The following is a 21260-nucleotide window of genomic DNA, read 5'->3' on the forward strand; positions in this document are numbered from 1 at the left end:
GCGAACGCGGAGAGCTGGTCCACCATCGTGTTGAGCGTGTTCTTCAGCTCGAGGATCTCGCCGCGCGCGTCCACGTCGATCTTCTGCGACAGGTCACCGCGCGCCACGGCCGTCGTGACCTGAGCGATCTGCCGCACCTGCGACGTCAGGTTGCCCGCCATGAAGTTGACGGAGTCCGTGAGCTCCTTCCAGGTGCCGCTCACTCCGTCGACGCGGGCCTGGCCGCCGAGGCGGCCCTCCGTGCCCACGTCGCGCGCCATACGGGTCACCTGGTCGGCGAAGCTCGACAGCTGGTCCACCATCGTGTTCACGGTGTTCTTCAGCTGGAGCATCTCGCCGGACACGTCGACGGTCACCTTCTGGGACAGGTCGCCGTTCGCCACCGCGGTCGTCACCTGGGCGATGTTGCGCACCTGACCGGTGAGGTTGCGGAAAGCCGTGTTCACAGAGTCGGTGAGGTCTTTCCAGGTACCGGCGGCGCCCACGACGAGCGCCTGGCCGCCGAGTTCACCTTCGACACCGATCTCGCGTGCCACGCGCGTGACTTCGGCGCCGAAGGCCGACAGCTGGTCCACCATCGTGTTGACGGTGTTCTTCAGCTCCAGCATCTCGCCGGCGACGTCGACCGTGACCTTCTGCGACAGGTCGCCGTTCGCCACCGCGGTCGTGACGGTGGCGATGTCGCGCACCTGTGTCGTGAGGTTCCTGAAAACCGTGTTGACCGAGTCGGTGAGGTCCTTCCAGGTGCCGGCCGCTCCCGGCACGTTCGCCTGGCCGCCAAGTTGTCCCTCGGCACCCACCTCATTGGCGACGCGTGTGACCTCGTCCGCGAAGGTGCGCAGCGTCTCCGTCATCTGGTTGATCGTCTCGGCGAGCTGGGCCACCTCGCCGCGTGCCGACACCGTCACCTTCTGGGACAGGTCACCGTTCGCCACCGCCGTGGTGACCTGTGCGATTCCTCGCACCTGGGCCGTCAGATTGCCGGCCATGAGGTTCACCGAATCGGTGAGGTCCTTCCACACGCCGGCCACACCGGGCACCTTCGCCTGCCCGCCGAGCTCACCCTCCGTGCCCACCTCGCGGGCGACGCGGGTCACCTCGGAGGAGAACGACGACAGCTGGTCCACCATCGTGTTGACGGTGTTCTTCAGCTCGAGCATCTCGCCCGCGACGTCGACCGTGACCTTTCGGGACAGATCACCCTTGGCCACGGCGGTCGTCACGAGAGCAATGTCACGTACCTGAGCGGTGAGCCGGTACGCCATCGTGTTGACGGAATCCGTGAGGTCTTTCCACGAACCGGACATACTGCGCACGCGCGCCTGCCCGCCGAGCTTGCCCTCGGTCCCCACCTCGCTGGCCACGCGCGTGACCTCGTCCGTGAAGGTGGAGAGCTGGTCGACCAGATTGTTGACCGTCCGGCCGACCTTCAGGAACTCGCCGCGCAGCGGGTGCCCGGTCCCGTCCGCCGGGCCCTGCGCCCGCAGTTCCATCCGGGGCGACAGATCGCCCTCGGCGACCGCGGAGAGCACCCGGCTGACCTCGGACACGGGGCGCACGAGATCGTCCACGAGCGCGTTCGACGCGTTCACGGCGACCACCCAGGAGCCCTGACCGGCGCCGACCTCCAGGCGCTCGGTCAGCTTGCCCTCACGGCCCACCATGCGGCGCACGCGAGAGAGCTCACCCGTCAGATGCAGGTTCCGGTCGGCCACCTCGTTGAAGACGGCGGCGACCTCCGCCATCACTCCGTCGCCGTTGACCGTAAGACGCTTGCGGAAATTTCCGTCCCGCATGGCGACGAGACCGGCGAGAAGCCGGTTCAGTGCCGCCGTGTCCACGGTCGTCGTGCCACTGCCGCCGCGCGATGTGCGCTGTTTCGCCAGGGACTGTCCGCCTTCCGCGCGCGTCTTCTTGCCCCGCGTCGCTGCGCCAGACTCCACTGTGTCCCTCCCGCAGGGGTCGACCTGTACTGCTCGGGTTGCTCGGTTTCGCTTCTACCGTCGCACCCGCGTTTCGATGCGTACCTTCTGGAAGCTTGCCCAGTGTTTCACCATGGCCGAACCAGGCCATAACAGTTCGGCAGCTTCGCACACGGTCCGCACACCCTCCGGGCGGAAACACAGGCGACCGGCATCCGCATGGACGGCGAAGGTAAGTAACCTGGGCAGCGGCTGTCCACCCGTCCCGGTCCGCCCGGCCTGGTCGGTGGCGGAAAACGAGCGGGCACCGGAGGGGCGGCCGAGACATGGGTACGGGAGACCTGAGCCTCGACATTCGTACCGCGAGCACTACTCGTACAGGGAGTTCTGTGATCACCGCGCGCGCGGCCGCCACCTTCGAACCCGTCGGGCGCTCCGTCGCGACCGCCCGCTCTTTCGTGCGCGACACGCTCCAAGGGTGGGGCTACACCGACATCGTCGACGACGCCGTGGTCCTGACCAGCGAACTCGTGACAAATGCCGTGGTTCACGCGGGCACGTCCGCGGAGGTTCTGTGTCTGCGCAGTGACGATCACATCCGCGTCGAGGTCGCCGACCGCTATCCCGAACGTGAGATTCCACTCCAGTCCGCCGCGATCAACATGGGCAGTCCCGACCGGGAGGGCGGCCGCGGGCTCCAGCTGTGCGCGGCGCTGGCCGGCCGCTGGGGCGTCGACTATTCGGCCACCCACAAGCGCGTCTGGTTCCAACTCGACCTGCCGGAGCGCTCCGTCGGCACCCGTGCCGCGGGCCCCGCGCTCCCCTCGGAGCTGCTGCCGCTCGCCGACGAGCGGGTGCGCGTCGCCGTCGTCCAGATCGACAAGACCGGCGCGATCACCGCCTGGAACGAGGACGCGGAGCACCTCTTCGGCTACAGCGCCGAACAGGTCACCGGAAAGCCCCTCACCGACCTCGCGGCCTGGCCCCACACCCCCGGCATCAGCACGGGCATCGCCGACGCACTGCAACTGTCGCGCTGGGAGGGCAGCTACGGCGTCCGCGGCTCCGACGGCCGCGTGACCCCCGTGTACGCCTCGCACCTGCGAGTGCGGGACACCGACGGCGACCCGTCCACCGTCTGCCTCCTCGTGCGCAACCACGAGCGCGCTGTGCTGCAGACCCCCGTCCGCGTACCGGCGCCCGACTCCCCCTCCGACGGACAGGGCTCCGACCCCTTCGAGGTCTTCATCGGCTCCCCGGCCCCGGACGACCTCGACGGGCTCCTCCAGCGCACCGTCGAGCGCGCACGCGACATGCTCGACGGTGACTCCGCCTTCCTGCTCCTCGCGACGGACGACGAGACCGAGCTGGAGGTCCGCGCCTCGACCGGGCTGCCTTCCGCCCGACAGCGCTTCGCGCGCGTACCGGTGGAAGTCGGCCCCGGACGCTACGGATCGGCCCGTATGCCGGCCGTCCACGAGGACCTCACCCAGGTCCCGGGCGCCGTCCCGCTCCTGAACGGCACCGGCATGCGCTCCGTCGTCACCGTGCCCCTCAAGGTCGAGGGCCGCCTCACGGGCTCCCTCGGTGTGGCAGCGGAGTCACCGGACCGCTACTCCAACGAAGAGGCCCTGCGGCTGCAGTTCGCCGCCGACCGCATCGCCCTGGCCGTCGAATCGGCACGGCTCGGCGAGCTCGAGAAGCTGCGCCGCGGTTCGCTCAGCTTCCTCGTGGAGGCGTCCGACCTCCTCGCCGGCACCCTGGACCGCGACCAGACGCTGGCCCTCATGGCCCAGATGACGGTGCCGACGCTCGCCACCTGGTGCGCCGTCTACACGATCGCCGACCAGGCCTCCGAGCCGTTCCTCTCCTATGTGCTCCACGAGGACGAGGAACGCATCGACGGCCTGAAAGCCCTGCTTTCCAAGATCGCCCCGCCGGAGCCGGTCCCCACGCCCGGCGCCCGCGTCTGGTCGGCGCCCGCCGAGGCCGCCCACCAGGCGGCCCTGCGCACGTCGATGCGGAGTCTGGGCCTCGGCGAGCTCGCCAGTGTCAGTTCGGGCATCGGCACCACGCTGCAGACCGCGTCGGCGGTCGGTGGCGAGACGGTCGTCCTGCCGCTGGTCGCGCGCAACCGCGTCATCGGCATGCTCACCCTGGGCAAGCCGAGCGACGAGCACTTCCGCCAGGAGATCCTGGAGCTGGCCGAGGATCTCAGCCGCCGTGCCGCCCTCGCCCTGGACAACGCGCGCCTGTACTCGGAGCGCATGGCCATCAGCCAGTCCCTCCAGCGCAGTCTCCTGCCCCCGGAGCTCCCCGAGGTACCGGGCGTCGAGGTCGAGGTCATCTACCGCGCCGCGGGCGAGGGCAACGAGGTGGGAGGCGACTTCTACGACCTCTTCCCGATCAGCGACGGGGCGTACGGCTTCGCGATCGGTGACGTGTGCGGCACGGGACCGGAGGCGGCCGCGGTCACCGGGCTCGCCCGACACGCACTGCGCCTCCTCGCGCGCGAAGGCTTCGGCGGCCCCGCCGTACTGGAGCGCCTGAACGCGGCGATCCTCGACGAGGGCGCCCGCAGCCGCTTCCTCACGCTGCTCTACGGGGAGTTGTGGCCGCAGCAGGACGGATCGGCCGTCCTGAAGATGGTCTGCGCCGGACACCCGCTGCCGCTGCGCCTGCGTCAGGACGGCACGGTCGTCCCGTTCGCCGAGCCGCAGCCGCTGCTCGGTGTGATGGACGACCTGGAGCTGTACGAGCAGACGATGACGCTCGATCCCGGCGACGTCCTGCTCTGCGTCACCGACGGCATCACGGAGCGCCGCGAGGGCACCCGCATGCTCGGCGACGACGGTCTGGCCGAAGTCCTGTCGACCTGCACGGGTCTGACGGCCGGTGCGGTCGCGGCCCGCATCATGCGCGCCGTCGAACGCTTCGCCGCCGACGCCCCGTCCGACGACATGGCCATCCTGACGATGCGCGTCGCCGGCCTGCACCACGACTGACACACCGTCGGCCGGACCCTGCCTCACGGGGTCCGGCCGCTTCCCTGCACACACAAAAAAAGCCCCCGCCCGATCGGGGCGGAGGCTTCAATTAACGAGCCCCCAAGCGGAATCGAACCGCTGACCTTCTCCTTACCATGGAGACGCTCTACCGACTGAGCTATAGGGGCCTGTCGCTTTCGCGGTTTCCCGCGCGCCAACAAGGAAAAGCATACCTGAAGTTCAGGCCGCTTCGAACCGCCGTCTCGGCCGACTGGACTCCGGTTCTAGAAGGCGGGCTGCAGAAGGCCACCGAGGGCATTGCAATGTGCCGCCAGTCGGTGCAACTGGCGCCGCGACATGTGCCCGTCGACGGGAAGTGCCAGCGTCTCGTCGGCCGCACGCTCCGTCTCCGGCAGCGCGACATCGCGCCGGAAGGCCGGCATGCGGTGCACGGGAGTCTTCACGGGCACGCTGCATTCGATGCCCTTGTCCCTCAGCACGCGCGCGAAGGCGTCCCGGTCGGGCCGCCCGTTGCCGGGCACACGCACGACGTACTGCTGGTAGGTGTGGGCGTCGTGCCCCAGCGGCGTCCGTACGCCGCTGAGCCGCCCGCTGAGGTACGCGGCGTGCGCCCGCCGCTGGACGATCTGGTCGTACGGCTTCTCGGACTCACCATGTTCCAGAACCAGAACCCCGTGACGTCCGCCGACCTCACGGAGCTGCGCGATGTCGGCTCGGTGACCGAACCGATGGACGGCGACGACCGCCTTGGTCCGCTCGGTCACACCGGCCGCGACCTGCGCGGGGTCGATGCAGTACGTGTCGGGGTCGATGTCGGCGAAGATAGGAGCGGCTCCGGTCCGCACGACGGCCTCGGCGATCTCAGGGGTGCCGTAGGCCGGCACGATGACCTCATCGCCGGTACCGATGCCGGCGGCCTGCAGCATTGCGACTGTGCCCATGACTCGGATGATCGTCGCCCAATGTGAACGAAAAGTGACGCACAACAAAAAAGAGCTGGTCCCTGAACCAAAGGTCCAGGAACCAGCTCTTCATCAAAAGGAGTTCGGCGGCGTCCTACTCTCCCACAGGGTCCCCCCTGCAGTACCATCGGCGCTGTGAGGCTTAGCTTCCGGGTTCGGAATGTAACCGGGCGTTTCCCTCACGCTATGACCACCGAAACACTATGAAACTGACAACCGGAGCCGTAGCCAATCGGCTTCGACGATTGTTCGTGGTTTCAGAACCAACACAGTGGACGCGAGCAACTGAGGACAAGCCCTCGGCCTATTAGTACCAGTCACCTCCACCCGTTACCGGGCTTCCAGATCTGGCCTATCAACCCAGTCGTCTACTGGGAGCCTTACCCCATCAAGTGGGTGGGAATACTCATCTCGAAGCAGGCTTCCCGCTTAGATGCTTTCAGCGGTTATCCCTCCCGAACGTAGCCAACCAGCCATGCCCTTGGCAGAACAACTGGCACACCAGAGGTTCGTCCGTCCCGGTCCTCTCGTACTAGGGACAGCCCTTCTCAATATTCCTGCGCGCACAGAGGATAGGGACCGAACTGTCTCACGACGTTCTAAACCCAGCTCGCGTACCGCTTTAATGGGCGAACAGCCCAACCCTTGGGACCGACTCCAGCCCCAGGATGCGACGAGCCGACATCGAGGTGCCAAACCATCCCGTCGATATGGACTCTTGGGGAAGATCAGCCTGTTATCCCCGGGGTACCTTTTATCCGTTGAGCGACGGCGCTTCCACAAGCCACCGCCGGATCACTAGTCCCGACTTTCGTCCCTGCTCGACCCGTCGGTCTCACAGTCAAGCTCCCTTGTGCACTTACACTCAACACCTGATTACCAACCAGGCTGAGGGAACCTTTGGGCGCCTCCGTTACTCTTTGGGAGGCAACCGCCCCAGTTAAACTACCCATCAGACACTGTCCCTGATCCGGATCACGGACCGAGGTTAGACATCCAGCACGACCAGAGTGGTATTTCAACGACGACTCCCCGACCACTGGCGTGGCCGGTTCAAAGTCTCCCACCTATCCTACACAAGCCGAACCGAACACCAATATCAAACTGTAGTAAAGGTCCCGGGGTCTTTCCGTCCTTCTGCGCGAAACGAGCATCTTTACTCGTAGTGCAATTTCACCGGGCCTATGGTTGAGACAGTCGAGAAGTCGTTACGCCATTCGTGCAGGTCGGAACTTACCCGACAAGGAATTTCGCTACCTTAGGATGGTTATAGTTACCACCGCCGTTTACTGGCGCTTAAGTTCTCAGCTTCGCCACACCGAAATGTGACTAACCGGTCCCCTTAACGTTCCAGCACCGGGCAGGCGTCAGTCCGTATACATCGCCTTACGGCTTCGCACGGACCTGTGTTTTTAGTAAACAGTCGCTTCTCGCTGGTCTCTGCGGCCACCCCCAGCTCAGGAAGCAAGTTCCCTCACCAGTGATGGCCCCCCTTCTCCCGAAGTTACGGGGGCATTTTGCCGAGTTCCTTAACCATAGTTCACCCGAACGCCTCGGTATTCTCTACCTGACCACCTGAGTCGGTTTAGGGTACGGGCCGCCATGAAACTCGCTAGAGGCTTTTCTCGACAGCATAGGATCATCCACTTCACCACAATCGGCTCGGCATCAGGTCTCAGACACATGCCAGGCGGATTTACCTACCTGACGTCCTACACCCTTACCCCGGGACAACCACCGCCCGGGCTGGACTACCTTCCTGCGTCACCCCATCACTCACCTACTAACCGCTTGGGCCGGCGGCTCCACCACTTTCCTTCCCCCGAAGGGTCCGGAACGGCTTCACGGCCTTAGCATCACGATGCTCGATGTTTGACGCTTCACAGCGGGTACCGGAATATCAACCGGTTATCCATCGACTACGCCTGTCGGCCTCGCCTTAGGTCCCGACTTACCCTGGGCAGATCAGCTTGACCCAGGAACCCTTAGTCAATCGGCGCAAACGTTTCTCACGTTTGTATCGCTACTCATGCCTGCATTCTCACTCGTGAACCGTCCACAACTACCTTCCGGTGCTGCTTCACCCGGCACACGACGCTCCCCTACCCATCCCAGAAGGCGTTGGCCCTATATTCTGGAATGACACGACTTCGGCGGTACGCTTGAGCCCCGCTACATTGTCGGCGCGGAATCACTAGACCAGTGAGCTATTACGCACTCTTTCAAGGGTGGCTGCTTCTAAGCCAACCTCCTGGTTGTCTCTGCGACTCCACATCCTTTCCCACTTAGCGTACGCTTAGGGGCCTTAGTCGATGCTCTGGGCTGTTTCCCTCTCGACCATGGAGCTTATCCCCCACAGTCTCACTGCCGCGCTCTCACTTACCGGCATTCGGAGTTTGGCTAAGGTCAGTAACCCGGTAGGGCCCATCGCCTATCCAGTGCTCTACCTCCGGCAAGAAACACACGACGCTGCACCTAAATGCATTTCGGGGAGAACCAGCTATCACGGAGTTTGATTGGCCTTTCACCCCTAACCACAGGTCATCCCCCAGGTTTTCAACCCTGGTGGGTTCGGTCCTCCACGAAGTCTTACCTCCGCTTCAACCTGCCCATGGCTAGATCACTCCGCTTCGGGTCTTGAGCGTGCTACTCAAACGCCCTGTTCGGACTCGCTTTCGCTACGGCTTCCCCACACGGGTTAACCTCGCAACACACCGCAAACTCGCAGGCTCATTCTTCAAAAGGCACGCAGTCACGAGAACCAAGCAAGCTTGATTCCGACGCTCCCACGGCTTGTAGGCACACGGTTTCAGGTACTATTTCACTCCGCTCCCGCGGTACTTTTCACCATTCCCTCACGGTACTATCCGCTATCGGTCACCAGGGAATATTTAGGCTTAACGGGTGGTCCCGCCAGATTCACACGGGATTTCTCGGGCCCCGTGCTACTTGGGTGTCTCTCAAACGAGCCGCTAATGTTTCAGCTACGGGGGTCTTACCCTCTACGCCGGACCTTTCGCATGTCCTTCGCCTACATCAACGGTTTCTGACTCGTCCTGTCGCCGGCAGACGACAGAAGAGAGATCCCACAACCCCGCATACGCAACCCCTGCCGGGTCTCACACGCATACGGTTTGGCCTCATCCGGTTTCGCTCGCCACTACTCCCGGAATCACGGTTGTTTTCTCTTCCTGCGGGTACTGAGATGTTTCACTTCCCCGCGTTCCCTCCACACTGCCTATGTGTTCAGCAGCGGGTGACAGCCCATGACGACTGCCGGGTTTCCCCATTCGGAAACCCCCGGATCAAAGCCTGGTTGACGACTCCCCGGGGACTATCGTGGCCTCCCACGTCCTTCATCGGTTCCTGGTGCCAAGGCATCCACCGTGCGCCCTTAAAAACTTGGCCACAGATGCTCGCGTCCACTGTGCAGTTCTCAAACAACGACCAACCACCCGTCACAGCCCACCGAAGCAGACTTTTACCGGGGCCGGCACTGAAGGCAGCCATATCGGCCGTACCTTCAGATACCCAACAGCGTGCCCGACACTCTCGCCGCTTCCCTCGACGTTCCACGCTCCGAAGAGCAGTACTGGAAGGAGAAGACGATCAAGTGTGCCGAATAATCAACGTTCCACCCATGAGCAACCACCGTCGAACATTTGCCGACGTAATGGCCCTGGACCACCAGACAATGCCTGGCGGCCTAGATGCTCCTTAGAAAGGAGGTGATCCAGCCGCACCTTCCGGTACGGCTACCTTGTTACGACTTCGTCCCAATCGCCAGTCCCACCTTCGACAGCTCCCTCCCACAAGGGGTTGGGCCACCGGCTTCGGGTGTTACCGACTTTCGTGACGTGACGGGCGGTGTGTACAAGGCCCGGGAACGTATTCACCGCAGCAATGCTGATCTGCGATTACTAGCAACTCCAACTTCATGGGGTCGAGTTGCAGACCCCAATCCGAACTGAGACCGACTTTTTGAGATTCGCTCCACCTCACGGTATCGCAGCTCATTGTATCGGCCATTGTAGCACGTGTGCAGCCCAAGACATAAGGGGCATGATGACTTGACGTCGTCCCCACCTTCCTCCGAGTTGACCCCGGCGGTCTCCTGTGAGTCCCCATCACCCCGAAGGGCATGCTGGCAACACAGAACAAGGGTTGCGCTCGTTGCGGGACTTAACCCAACATCTCACGACACGAGCTGACGACAGCCATGCACCACCTGTACACCGACCACAAGGGGGCGACCATCTCTGGCCGTTTCCGGTGTATGTCAAGCCTTGGTAAGGTTCTTCGCGTTGCGTCGAATTAAGCCACATGCTCCGCTGCTTGTGCGGGCCCCCGTCAATTCCTTTGAGTTTTAGCCTTGCGGCCGTACTCCCCAGGCGGGGAACTTAATGCGTTAGCTGCGGCACCGACGACGTGGAATGTCGCCAACACCTAGTTCCCACCGTTTACGGCGTGGACTACCAGGGTATCTAATCCTGTTCGCTCCCCACGCTTTCGCTCCTCAGCGTCAGTAATGGCCCAGAGATCCGCCTTCGCCACCGGTGTTCCTCCTGATATCTGCGCATTTCACCGCTACACCAGGAATTCCGATCTCCCCTACCACACTCTAGCTAGCCCGTATCGACTGCAGACTCGGGGTTAAGCCCCGAGCTTTCACAATCGACGTGACAAGCCGCCTACGAGCTCTTTACGCCCAATAATTCCGGACAACGCTTGCGCCCTACGTATTACCGCGGCTGCTGGCACGTAGTTAGCCGGCGCTTCTTCTGCAGGTACCGTCACTTTCGCTTCTTCCCTGCTGAAAGAGGTTTACAACCCGAAGGCCGTCATCCCTCACGCGGCGTCGCTGCATCAGGCTTTCGCCCATTGTGCAATATTCCCCACTGCTGCCTCCCGTAGGAGTCTGGGCCGTGTCTCAGTCCCAGTGTGGCCGGTCGCCCTCTCAGGCCGGCTACCCGTCGTCGCCTTGGTGAGCCATTACCTCACCAACAAGCTGATAGGCCGCGGGCTCATCCTTCACCGCCGGAGCTTTCAACCACAGTCCAGGAGGACCGCAGTATTATCCGGTATTAGACCCCGTTTCCAGGGCTTGTCCCAGAGTGAAGGGCAGATTGCCCACGTGTTACTCACCCGTTCGCCACTAATCCCCGCCCGAAAGCGGTTCATCGTTCGACTTGCATGTGTTAAGCACGCCGCCAGCGTTCGTCCTGAGCCAGGATCAAACTCTCCGTGAATGTTTCCCCGTGATCGGGGCAACACACACGAGAGCGGAACCAGAGGGAGGAATAATCCCTCGGTTCACAGCGTCCTCGCTGTGTTTTATTTCAAAGGAACCTCGTCCCAACCAAGCGGTTGGAGACGGGGTATCAACTAAATCTGGCGTTGATTTTTGGCACGCTGTTGAGTTCTCAAGGAACGGACGCTTCCTTCGTACTCACCCTCTCGGGCTTTCCTCCGGGCGCTTCCCTTCGGTCTTGCGTTTCCGACTCTATCAGACCGTTTCACCGGCCGATTTCCATCGGAAGTTTTCCTGCTTTTGCCTGTCGGAATTCGCTTTCGCGTTTCCCTTTCGGCGGACCCGACTTTATCAGAGATTCTGAGTCGGTTTTCCCACCCGCTCGGGGACCGGATCGGGCACGTGAGTGCGCCGGGTTCCCCTCAGGCGGAGCCGTAAACGTACTGGAGCGGGGCGCCCCGATGCAAATCGAGGCGCCCCGCTCCTCACGTGCCTCAGACCTCGACGACGACCGGCAGGATCATCGGGCGGCGGCGGTAGGTGTCCGAGACCCACTTGCCCAGCGTGCGGCGGATGAGCTGCTGCATCTGGTGGGGTTCGACGACGCCGTCCTGGGCCGACTTCTCCAGGACCTCCGTGATGCGCGGGAGCACGGCGTTGAACGCCGAGTCCTCGATGCCGGAGCCGCGGGCCTGGACCGTCGGGCCGCTGGTGATCTTCCCCGTGCTGGAGTCGATCACCGCGAAGACCGAGATGATGCCCTCGTCCCCGAGGATCTTGCGGTCCTTCAGGGCCGGCTCACCGACGTCACCGACGGACAGGCCGTCCACGTAGACGTAACCGGCCTGCACCTTGCCTACGATCTTCGCCTTGCCGCCGACGAGGTCGACGACGACGCCGTCCTCGGCGATGACGATGCGGTCGTGCGGCACGCCCGTGAGGGCGCCCAATTCGGCGTTGGCGCGCAGGTGGCGCCATTCACCGTGCACCGGCATCAGGTTCTTCGGCTTGCAGATGTTGTAGAAGTACAGGAGCTCGCCCGCCGAGGCGTGGCCCGAGACGTGGACCTTGGCATTGCCCTTGTGGACGACGTTCGCTCCCCAGCGGGTCAGGCCGTTGATCACGCGGTAGACCGCGTTCTCGTTGCCGGGGATGAGCGAGGACGCCAGGATCACCGTGTCGCCGGAGACGATGCGGATCTGGTGGTCGCGGTTGGCCATGCGCGAGAGCGCGGCCATCGGCTCGCCCTGGGAGCCCGTGCAGACGAGCACGACCTCGTCGTCGGGCAGGTCGTCGAGCGTCTTCACGTCGACGACGAGTCCGGCAGGCACCTTCAGGTAGCCGAGGTCACGGGCGATACCCATGTTGCGGACCATCGAGCGGCCGACGAACGCGACCCGGCGTCCGTACTCGTGCGCGGCGTCCAGGATCTGCTGGATGCGGTGCACATGGCTGGCGAACGAGGCGACGATGATGCGCTTGCGGGCCGAGGCGAAGACGCCGCGGATCACGTTCGAGATGTCGCGCTCGGGCGGGACGAAGCCCGGGACCTCGGCGTTCGTCGAGTCGGTGAGGAGAAGGTCGATGCCCTCCTCGCCGAGCCGCGCGAACGTCGGCAGGTCGGTCAGGCGGCGGTCCAGCGGGAGCTGGTCCATCTTGAAGTCGCCCGTGTGCACGACCATGCCGGCCGGGGTGCGGACGGCGACGGCCAGCGCGTCGGGGATCGAGTGGTTGACCGCGATGAACTCGCAGTCGAAGGGGCCGAGGCGCTCGCGCTCGCCCTCGGAGACCTCCAGCGTGTACGGCCGGATGCGGTGCTCCTGGAGCTTCGCCTCGATCAGGGCGAGGGTCAGCTTGGAGCCGATCAGCGGGATGTCCGGCTTCTCGCGCAGGAGGTAGGGGACGCCGCCGATGTGGTCCTCGTGCCCGTGCGTGAGCACGATGCCCTCGATGTCGTCGAGGCGGTCCCTGATGGACGTGAAGTCCGGCAGGATCAGGTCGATTCCGGGCTGCTCCTCCTCGGGGAAGAGCACTCCGCAGTCGACGATCAGCAGACGGCCGTCGTACTCGAAGACGGTCATGTTGCGGCCGATCTCGCCGAGGCCGCCCAGCGGGGTGACCCGCAGGCCGCCCTTGGGGAGCTTCGGCGGGGCGCCGAGTTCAGGATGCGGATGACTCAAAAGACTCTCCTCACCACACACGCCACGTACCTGTGAGGCACGTGGCGCGCGTGACGTTCGTGCTGTAGCAGTTGTCTTGGTGTTGCTTCGGTTCTGCTCTTCTTGTGTTGTTCAGTTGTGGAGCTTTGCCAAGTCTGTTGTCAGAGCTGTACCCCGCCGGCGGCAAGATCGATCTTGAGCTGGGCCGTCTCCTCGTCGGTGAGTCCGACGAGCGGCAGGCGCAGCGGTCCGGCGGGCAGGCCCTGGGCGTTCAGCGCGGCCTTCGTCGTGATGACGCCCTGGGTGCGGAACATGCCGGTGAAGACCGGGAGCAGCTTCTGGTGGATCTCTGTCGCCTTGTGTACGTCACCCGACAGGTACGCGTCGAGCATGGCGCGCAGGTCGGGGGTGACGACATGGCCGACGACCGAGACGAATCCGCAGGCGCCCACGGACAGGAGCGGCAGGTTGAGCATGTCGTCGCCGGAGTACCAGGCGAGTCCGGAGCGCGCGATGGTCCAGCTCGCGCGGCCGAGGTCGCCCTTGGCGTCCTTGTTGGCCACGATGCGCGGGTGCTCGGCGAGCCGGACGATCGTGTCCGTGTTGATCGGGACGCCGCTGCGGCCCGGGATGTCGTAGAGCATCACGGGCAGCTCGGTCGCGTCGGCGATGGCCGTGAAGTGGGCGAGCAGGCCGGCCTGCGGGGGCTTGTTGTAGTACGGCGTGACCGTGAGGAGGCCGTGGGCGCCGGCCTGCTGGGCGGCGCGGGCGAGCTCGATGCTGTGGCGGGTGTCGTTCGTGCCGACGCCGGCCACGACGTGTGCGCGGTCGCCGACCGCTTCGACCACGGCTCGTACGAGATCGGTTTTCTCCGCGTCGCTGGTGGTCGGGGACTCGCCGGTGGTGCCGTTGACGATCAGGCCGTCGTTGCCTGCGTCCACCAGGTGGGCGGCGAGCCGCTGCGCGCCGTCGAGGTCGAGTGCGCCGTCCGCCGTGAAGGGCGTGACCATGGCGGTGAGGACCCTCCCGAAGGGGGTCTGCGGAGTCGAGGTCGGAGCCATGGGTAACACGCTACTCGCTGCTCAGCACCGGGTCCCCCCTCGGGGGATGTGACAAGTCGCGACAAAGAGGGAGCCCGGCACTGCCCGCTCGGGGGTTCGGGCAGTGCCGGGTCCGTTTGATCAGGCTAGATGAACTTTACGAAAGCCCGCAATACGGACACTTCGGGCGGCGGAACCGCACATCTGTACCGTCCGTCGAAGCGTGGCGATCAAGGGACCCCCAGGTCCGGCCGCGATCTCCGGCGATCTCTGACGATCTCCGGTAAAGACGAGAGAAGTTTGGTGAATTCGGCGAAACAGGGCACCTTTCGGGGCGTTCGAGCGTCTGTGTAGATGGACACAGTCAGTTCGAACCCCTTGAGGAGAAGCACCGCCCATGTTTCGTCGGCGCGAGCCCGTACCGTTCGCCTTCGTCGCTGAAGCCGACAGGTTCCGCAGCAATGTCACCCCTCCCGCGCGCGAGCGCCCCACGGCCGGCCAGCTCGCCGGGCGCTTCCTGGTGGGGCTGACGGTCGTCGGCGGGCTCGTCGGCTCGCTGATGCTGGGCCTCCCCGCCCTGTCGCAGGACCAGGCCCCCGGGCACACGCAGACGTCGGAGGCCTCCGACGGGCGGTGACACGGTGCTCGTACGGCCCCCCTGGGGTGGAAGGCCGGGGCACGCCTAGGTAGCCTCACCGGGCACAGCCCCCATCCAGCATGGAGCGAGTGAGGACCAGTCGTGCCCCTGCCCTTCCTGACGGCCGACCGTGCTTTCGACGAGGCCGCGGACGCCGCGCTGCCGTTCGACGACCGGGACCAGTGGCGCCGCCCGTACCGTCCGGGTCCGTACCGGGTGGGCACCTCCGCCCTGCTGCTTCTGCTCGCGTCGTACGTCCTGTTCGCCGCCGTGATCATCGCGGCCGCCGGGGACGTGACCGCGGCCTCGGTCTGCGGGGCCCTGGCGGTGCTGATCATCGCCGCCGCGCTGCGTCTGCTGCGCATGGGCACCTGGGTGAGCGCGCGCGGCGTGCGGCACGTCGCCTTCTTCCGTACCCGGACGGCGTCCTGGCGGTCGATCGCCGCCGTCCGCACGGTGCAGCAGCCGGTGCGCTGGCTGGGGCTCCCCCGCACCGTCCAGGGCCAGGCCCTCGTGCTCAGCCTGCGTGACCGGCAGGGCGAGCGGACGACGCTCCTGACGAGCCACAACGGGGACTTCCTCGGCCGGACCACGGCGTTCGACCGGGCCGCCGACACCGTCGAGGTATGGGCCGAGGAGTACCGCCGCCGGCCGTGACCGGCTCCGCGGCAGAGCACGCCCCCCACAGCACCCACAGCACCCACAGCACGCGAGAGGGGCGGCACCGGATTCCGGTGCCGCCCCTCTGCGCTGCGTGCCCTCTGCGCTGCGTGCGTCACGCGTCGACGGTGCGCCCCTCCTGGAGCGCGATCGCGCGCTGCATCGCCTTGCGGGCGCGCGGGGTGTCCCGCGCGTCCTTGTAGGCGACCGCCAGGCGGAACCAGCAGCGCCAGTCCCCCGGGGTGTCCTCCGTCTCGGCCCTGCGGCGGGCGAAGACCTCGTCGGCGGAGTCCCGGTCGATCCGGCCGTACTGGTCCCGCCGCAGCTCGTCGACCGGCAGCCCGCCCTCGGCCTCGAGGAGTCCGGCCAGCCGGTTGGCCTTGTGGACGAACCGGGTGTTCGCCCACAGGAACCACACGCCGATCACCGGCAGGATCAGCACCGCGACGCCGAACGTGACGGTCAGTGCGGTGCCCTGCCGGATGAGCATGACGCCTCGATCGCCGGCCAGGACGAAGTAGACGACCAGGACGGCGGCCGTGACCGCATAGGTGATCTTCGCGCGCATCGCCGTGGGTCAGCCGTTCAGGTCGAGGAAGTGTTCCAGGCCGAAGGTGAGGCCCGGGTGCGTCACCACCTTGCGGGCGCCGAGCAGGATGCCCGGCATGAAGCTGCTGTGGTGCAGCGAGTCGTGCCGGACGGTGAGGGTCTCGCCCTCACCGCCGAGGAGCACCTCCTGGTGGGCCAGGAGGCCGCGCAGTCGCACCGAGTGGACCGGGATGCCGTCCACGTCCGCCCCGCGCGCCCCGTCGAGCGCGGTGGCCGTCGCATCGGGCTGCGGCGGGCTGCCGGCCTGCGCGCGGGCGGCGGCGATGAGCTGCGCCGTGCGCGCGGCCGTGCCCGAGGGGGCGTCGACCTTCTTCGGGTGGTGCAGCTCGATGACCTCGACGGACTCGAAGTACGGGGCGGCCGCCTCGGCGAACTTCATGGTGAGCACGGCGCCGATGGAGAAGTTCGGCGCGATCAGGACGCCGGTGGACGGGGAGTCCGCGAGCCATCCGTCGAGCTGCGCGAGGCGCTCCTCGGTCCAGCCCGTCGTGCCGACGACGCCGTGGATCCCGTGGCGCACGCAGAACTCCAGGTTCTGCATGACCGAGTCGGGTGTCGTCAGCTCGACCGCGACCTGGGCACCGGAGTCCGTCAGGGTCTCCAGCTTGTCGCCGCGGCCGAGGGCCGCGACGAGCTCCATGTCCTCGGCGGCCTCGACGGCACGGACCGCCTCGGAGCCGATGCGGCCACCGGCCCCGAGGACCGCCACGCGCAGCTTGCTCATGTTCTCCCAGTTCCTTCAGTCAGACGGGTGTTACGCGACCGCTTCGTGCAGGCGGGACGCCTGCTTGTCCTTGAGCGGACCGATGACCGACAGCGACGGGCGCTGTCCCAGGATCTCGCGCGCCACGTCGCGCACCTCGTCCGGGGTCACCGCGGCGATGCGCTCCAGCATGTCGTCGACCGACATCTGCTCGCCCCAGCACAGCTCGCTCTTGCCGATGCGGTTCATGAGCGCGCCCGTGTCCTCGAGCCCGAGGACCGTGGAGCCGGACAGCTGGCCGATGGCGCGGCTGATCTCGTCGTCGCTCAGACCGTTCTGCGCGACCTGGTCGAGCTCGTCGCGGCAGATCTTCAGGACGTCGTGCACCTGGCTCGGGCGGCAGCCCGCGTACACGCCGAACAGGCCGCAGTCGGCGAAGGCCGAGGTGTACGAGTACACGCTGTAGGCCAGACCGCGCTTCTCGCGGACCTCCTGGAAGAGGCGCGAGGACATGCCGCCGCCGAGTGCCGTGTTGAGCACGCCCATGGCCCAGCGGCGGTCGTCGGTGCGGGCGAGGCCCGGCATGCCGAGGATGACGTGGGCCTGCTCGGTCTTGCGGCCGAGGACGTCGACGCGGCCGGCGGCGCGCAGCGTCTTGTGACCGCCGCGCGGGCCGATGGGGGCCACGCTCGCGTCACCGAGGGCGCCGGCCCGGTCGAAGGCGGCGCGGACCTGGCGGACGACCTTGTTGTGGTCGACGTTGCCCGCAGCGGCGACGACGAGGTGCGTCGGGTCGTAGTGCTTCTTGTAGAAGCGGCTGATCTGGCCGCGGCTGAGCGCGTTGATCGTGTCGACGGTGCCGAGCACGGGACGACCCAGCGGGGTGTCGCCGAGCATGGTGTGCGCGAACAGGTCGTGCACACAGTCGCCCGCGTCGTCCTCGGTCATCGCGATCTCTTCGAGGATGACGCCGCGCTCCGCGTCGACGTCGGCCTCCTCGATGAGAGAGCCGGTCAGCATGTCGCAGACGACGTCTATGGCGAGCGGCAGGTCGGTGTCGAGCACGCGCGCGTAGTAGCACGTGTACTCCTTCGCCGTGAAGGCGTTCATCTCGCCGCCGACCGCGTCGATCGCGGCGGAGATGTCCAGGGCACTGCGCTTGTGCGTGCCCTTGAAGAGGAGGTGCTCCAGGTAGTGCGTCGCGCCGTTCAGGGTCGGCGTCTCGTCACGGGAGCCCACGTGGGCCCAGATGCCGAAGGTCGCCGAGCGGACGGAGGGCAGGGTCTCGGTGACGATGCGCAGGCCGCTGGGGAGCGTGGTCCTGCGGACCGTACCGATGCCGTTCTCGCCCTTGATCAGGGTTTGGGTACGGGCGACGGCCCGCGCCTCCGAGGAGGTGCGGGCCGTCGCCTTGGTGCTACGGGACGTCACTTGTCGGTGTCGTCCTTCGCGTCGTCGCCCTCTTCGCCCTCGATGACGGGGATGAGGGAGAGCTTGCCGCGGGAGTCGATCTCGGCGATCTCGACCTGGACCTTCTGGCCCACGCCGACGACGTCCTCGACGTTCTCCACGCGCTTGCCGCCGGCGAGCTTGCGGATCTGCGAGATGTGCAGCAGACCGTCCTTGCCCGGCATGAGCGACACGAACGCGCCGAAGGTCGTCGTCTTCACGACGGTGCCCAGGTAGCGCTCGCCGACCTCCGGCATGGTCGGGTTGGCGATGCCGTTGATCGTGGCGCGGGCGGCCTCGGCCTGCGAGCCCTGGGCGGCACCGATGTAGATGGTGCCGTCGTCCTCGATCGTGATGTCGGCGCCGGTGTCCTCCTGGATCTGGTTGATCATCTTGCCCTTGGGGCCGATGACCTCACCGATCTTGTCGACCGGGATCTTGACCGTGATGATCCGCGGAGCGTTGGGGGACATCTCGTCCGGGACGTCGATCGCTTCCATCATCACGTCGAGGATGTGGAGGCGGGCGTCCTTGGCCTGCTTGAGGGCGGCGGCCAGGACGGAGGCCGGGATGCCGTCGAGCTTCGTGTCCAGCTGGAGCGCGGTCACGAAGTCCTTGGTGCCGGCGACCTTGAAGTCCATGTCACCGAAGGCGTCCTCCGCACCGAGGATGTCGGTGAGGGTGACGTAGTGCGTCTCGCCGTCGATCTCCTGGGAGATCAGACCCATGGCGATACCGGCGACGGGGGCCTTGAGGGGCACACCGGCGTTCAGCATCGACATGGTGGAGGCGCAGACGGAGCCCATCGACGTCGAGCCGTTGGAGCCGAGGGCCTCGGACACCTGACGGATCGCGTAGGGGAACTCCTCGCGCGTCGGGAGCACCGGCACGAGGGCGCGCTCGGCGAGGGCGCCGTGGCCGATCTCGCGGCGCTTCGGGGAGCCGACGCGGCCGGTCTCGCCGACCGAGTACGGCGGGAAGTTGTAGTTGTGCATGTAGCGCTTGCGGGTCACCGGGGAGAGGGTGTCCAGCTGCTGCTCCATGCGGAGCATGTTGAGCGTGGTGACGCCCAGGATCTGGGTCTCGCCGCGCTCGAACAGGGCGGAGCCGTGCACACGCGGGATGGCCTCGACCTCGGCGGCCAGGGTGCGGATGTCGGTGACACCGCGGCCGTCGATGCGCTTCTTCTCCTTGATGACGCGCTCGCGCACCAGGGACTTGGTCAGCGCGCGGTACGCGGCGGAGATCTCCTTCTCGCGGCCCTCGAACTCCGGGAGGAGCTTCTCGGCGGCCAGACCCTTGACGCGGTCCAGCTCGGCCTCGCGCTCCTGCTTGCCGGCGATGGTGAGCGCGGCGGAGAGCTCGGGCTTCACGGCGGCGGTCAGGGCCTCGAGCACGTCGTCCTGGAAGTCCAGGAAGATCGGGAACTCGGCGGTCGGCTTCGCGGCCTTGGCGGCGAGGTCGGCCTGGGCCTTGCACAGCACCTTGATGAAGGGCTTGGCGGCCTCGAGACCGGCGGCGACGACCTCCTCGGTCGGCGACTCGGCGCCGCCCTTGACCAGCTGGATCGTCTTGTCGGTGGCCTCGGCCTCGACCATCATGATCGCGACGTCGCCGTCCTCGAGGACGCGACCGGCGACCACCATGTCGAAGACGGCGTCCTCGAGCTCGGTGTGCGTCGGGAACGCGACCCACTGGCCGTTGATCAGCGCGACGCGGACGCCGCCGACCGGGCCGGAGAAGGGCAGACCGGCCAGCTGGGTGGACGCGGACGCGGCGTTGATCGCGACGACGTCGTACAGGTGGTCGGGGTTGAGCGCCATGATCGTCGCGACGACCTGGATCTCGTTGCGCAGGCCCTTCTTGAAGGACGGGCGCAGCGGGCGGTCGATGAGGCGGCAGGTGAGGACGGCGTCCTCGGAGGGCCGGCCCTCGCGGCGGAAGAAGCTGCCGGGGATCTTGCCGGCGGCGTACATCCGCTCCTCGACGTCCACCGTGAGGGGGAAGAAGTCGAGCTGGTCCTTGGGGTTCTTCGAGGCCGAGGTGGCCGAGAGGACCATCGTGTCGTCGTCGAGGTAGGCGACGGCGGAGCCGGCGGCCTGGCGGGCCAGACGGCCCGTCTCGAAGCGGATGGTGCGGGTGCCGAAGGAGCCGTTGTCGATGACGGCCTCGGCGTAGTGGGTCTCGTTCTCCACTAGCGATATCTCCGTTGCTTTCGTCTGTATTCGTCTTTTGTCCCGCTCTGCCCGTGTGGCAGGGGGACGAACGGAGCAGCGCGCCTTGGTTGCGGGCCGGTCTTCGATCGAAGCACCCGGGGATCCTCTTGCGTCTCCGGGGGCCACTACCGAGGACCGGCGGCGGCGAGGGCTGCGCTGCTCCTCGTCTCGAGCACGCGTCCCGCGTACTCGTACGTCACCAGACTACAAAGCCTGTGTGACAGTGCGCACGTACAGCAAAGGAGCGGTCCCCATTCCCGGGAACCGCTCCCCTTGCGGCGTCTTAGCGGGCGCCGGCCGCACCGCGGCGGATGCCGAGGCGCTCGACCAGGACACGGAAGCGCGCGATGTCCTTCTTGGCCAGGTACTGCAGGAGGCGGCGACGCTGGCCGACCAGGATCAGCAGACCACGACGGCTGTGGTGGTCGTGCTTGTGCGTCTTGAGGTGCTCGGTCAGGTCCGAGATGCGGCGGGACAGCATGGCGACCTGGACCTCGGGGGAGCCGGTGTCGCCCTCCTTCTGGCCGAACTCGGCGATGATCTGCTTCTTCGTGGCGGAATCGAGAGACACGCGTACTCCTCGTGGGATGTCAGCCGCCGAGTGCCCCTGGTCTGCATCTCAGGGGAGCTTCCGTGACTCGGGA

Annotated in this window: 12 protein-coding genes, 1 tRNA gene and 3 rRNA genes; 3 read left to right on the plus strand and 13 right to left on the minus strand. The window is 66.1% G+C overall.

Features of this window, described 5'->3' with window-relative positions:
* Positions 1 to 1943, minus strand: a 1943-nt coding sequence (locus GTW43_RS30745; protein ID WP_343246169.1) for a HAMP domain-containing protein, incomplete at its 3' end; no start/stop codon positions are given.
* Positions 1944 to 2311: 368 nt separating this feature from the next.
* On the opposite strand from GTW43_RS30745, the gene GTW43_RS30755 reads away from it, so the two are divergent.
* Positions 2312 to 4927, plus strand: coding sequence for a SpoIIE family protein phosphatase (locus tag GTW43_RS30755; protein WP_161305266.1), 2616 nt, complete (start codon positions 2312 to 2314; stop codon positions 4925 to 4927).
* 97 nt (positions 4928 to 5024) lie between these two features.
* On the opposite strand, the gene GTW43_RS30760 is transcribed toward GTW43_RS30755, so the two are convergent.
* The 7 genes from GTW43_RS30760 to dapA form a co-directional block, all read right to left on the minus strand.
* Positions 5025 to 5097: transfer RNA gene (locus GTW43_RS30760), tRNA-Thr, on the minus strand.
* A gap of 96 nt (positions 5098 to 5193) precedes the next feature.
* A complete protein-coding gene (locus GTW43_RS30765) occupies positions 5194 to 5856 on the minus strand; it encodes a DegT/DnrJ/EryC1/StrS family aminotransferase (protein ID WP_161305279.1) in 663 nt (220 codons plus the stop codon).
* 117 nt (positions 5857 to 5973) lie between these two features.
* Positions 5974 to 6090: ribosomal RNA gene (gene rrf / locus GTW43_RS30770) — 5S ribosomal RNA — on the minus strand.
* Positions 6091 to 6179: 89 nt separating this feature from the next.
* Positions 6180 to 9300: ribosomal RNA gene (locus tag GTW43_RS30775) — 23S ribosomal RNA — on the minus strand.
* A gap of 313 nt (positions 9301 to 9613) precedes the next feature.
* Positions 9614 to 11141, minus strand: a 16S ribosomal RNA gene (locus GTW43_RS30780).
* Together the 16S, 23S and 5S rRNA genes form the textbook arrangement of a ribosomal RNA operon.
* Positions 11142 to 11637: 496 nt before the next feature.
* The gene (locus GTW43_RS30785; RefSeq protein WP_161305267.1) at positions 11638 to 13323 is read right to left on the minus strand and encodes a ribonuclease J; all 1686 of its coding nucleotides are present in this window, start codon (positions 13321 to 13323) and stop codon (positions 11638 to 11640) included.
* A 140-nt stretch (positions 13324 to 13463) separates the two neighbouring features.
* Positions 13464 to 14363, minus strand: coding sequence for a 4-hydroxy-tetrahydrodipicolinate synthase (gene dapA, locus GTW43_RS30790; RefSeq protein WP_161305268.1), 900 nt, complete (start codon positions 14361 to 14363; stop codon positions 13464 to 13466).
* A 376-nt stretch (positions 14364 to 14739) separates the two neighbouring features.
* Here dapA and GTW43_RS30795 point away from each other — a divergent pair, with 376 nt between their 5' ends.
* On the plus strand, positions 14740 to 14979 hold the full coding sequence (locus tag GTW43_RS30795) for a hypothetical protein (protein ID WP_161305269.1): 240 nt from the start codon (positions 14740 to 14742) through the stop codon (positions 14977 to 14979).
* 102 nt (positions 14980 to 15081) lie between these two features.
* Positions 15082 to 15636: a hypothetical protein gene (locus GTW43_RS30800; RefSeq protein ID WP_161305270.1), complete on the plus strand. Its 555-nt coding sequence runs from the start codon at positions 15082 to 15084 to the stop codon at positions 15634 to 15636.
* A gap of 118 nt (positions 15637 to 15754) precedes the next feature.
* Here the strand turns inward: GTW43_RS30800 and GTW43_RS30805 are convergent, their stop codons facing one another.
* The 5 genes from GTW43_RS30805 to rpsO all read right to left on the minus strand — a co-directional run bounded on the left by GTW43_RS30805 (position 15755) and on the right by rpsO (position 21187).
* Complete coding sequence (locus tag GTW43_RS30805; RefSeq protein WP_161305271.1) at positions 15755 to 16207, minus strand: hypothetical protein; 453 nt, start codon at positions 16205 to 16207, stop codon at positions 15755 to 15757.
* A gap of 9 nt (positions 16208 to 16216) precedes the next feature.
* Positions 16217 to 16972, minus strand: a complete 756-nt coding sequence (gene dapB, locus GTW43_RS30810) for a 4-hydroxy-tetrahydrodipicolinate reductase (protein WP_161305272.1) — start codon at positions 16970 to 16972, stop codon at positions 16217 to 16219.
* Between the two features lie 30 nt (positions 16973 to 17002).
* Positions 17003 to 18382, minus strand: coding sequence for a pitrilysin family protein (locus tag GTW43_RS30815; protein ID WP_161305273.1), 1380 nt, complete (start codon positions 18380 to 18382; stop codon positions 17003 to 17005).
* Positions 18379 to 20595, minus strand: coding sequence for a polyribonucleotide nucleotidyltransferase (locus GTW43_RS30820; protein WP_161305274.1), 2217 nt, complete (start codon positions 20593 to 20595; stop codon positions 18379 to 18381). The genes GTW43_RS30815 and GTW43_RS30820 overlap by 4 nt, the downstream gene beginning before the upstream one ends.
* A gap of 304 nt (positions 20596 to 20899) precedes the next feature.
* Positions 20900 to 21187, minus strand: a complete 288-nt coding sequence (rpsO, locus tag GTW43_RS30825; protein ID WP_161305275.1) for a 30S ribosomal protein S15 — start codon at positions 21185 to 21187, stop codon at positions 20900 to 20902.
* Between the last annotated feature and the right edge of the window lie 73 nt (positions 21188 to 21260).

Source organism: Streptomyces sp. SID5785 (genome assembly GCF_009870065.1).
In the GTDB taxonomy this organism is placed as follows: domain Bacteria; phylum Actinomycetota; class Actinomycetes; order Streptomycetales; family Streptomycetaceae; genus Streptomyces.

Coding starts and splice junctions, on each gene's coding strand:
- GTW43_RS30765 (WP_161305279.1), bottom strand. CDS start 5,856: ATGCTGCAGGCCGCCGGCATCGGTACCGGCGATGAGGTCATCGTGCCG.
- dapA (WP_161305268.1), bottom strand. CDS start 14,363: ATGGCTCCGACCTCGACTCCGCAGACCCCCTTCGGGAGGGTCCTCACC.
- GTW43_RS30795 (WP_161305269.1), top strand. CDS start 14,740: ATGTTTCGTCGGCGCGAGCCCGTACCGTTCGCCTTCGTCGCTGAAGCC.
- GTW43_RS30805 (WP_161305271.1), bottom strand. CDS start 16,207: ATGCGCGCGAAGATCACCTATGCGGTCACGGCCGCCGTCCTGGTCGTC.
- dapB (WP_161305272.1), bottom strand. CDS start 16,972: ATGAGCAAGCTGCGCGTGGCGGTCCTCGGGGCCGGTGGCCGCATCGGC.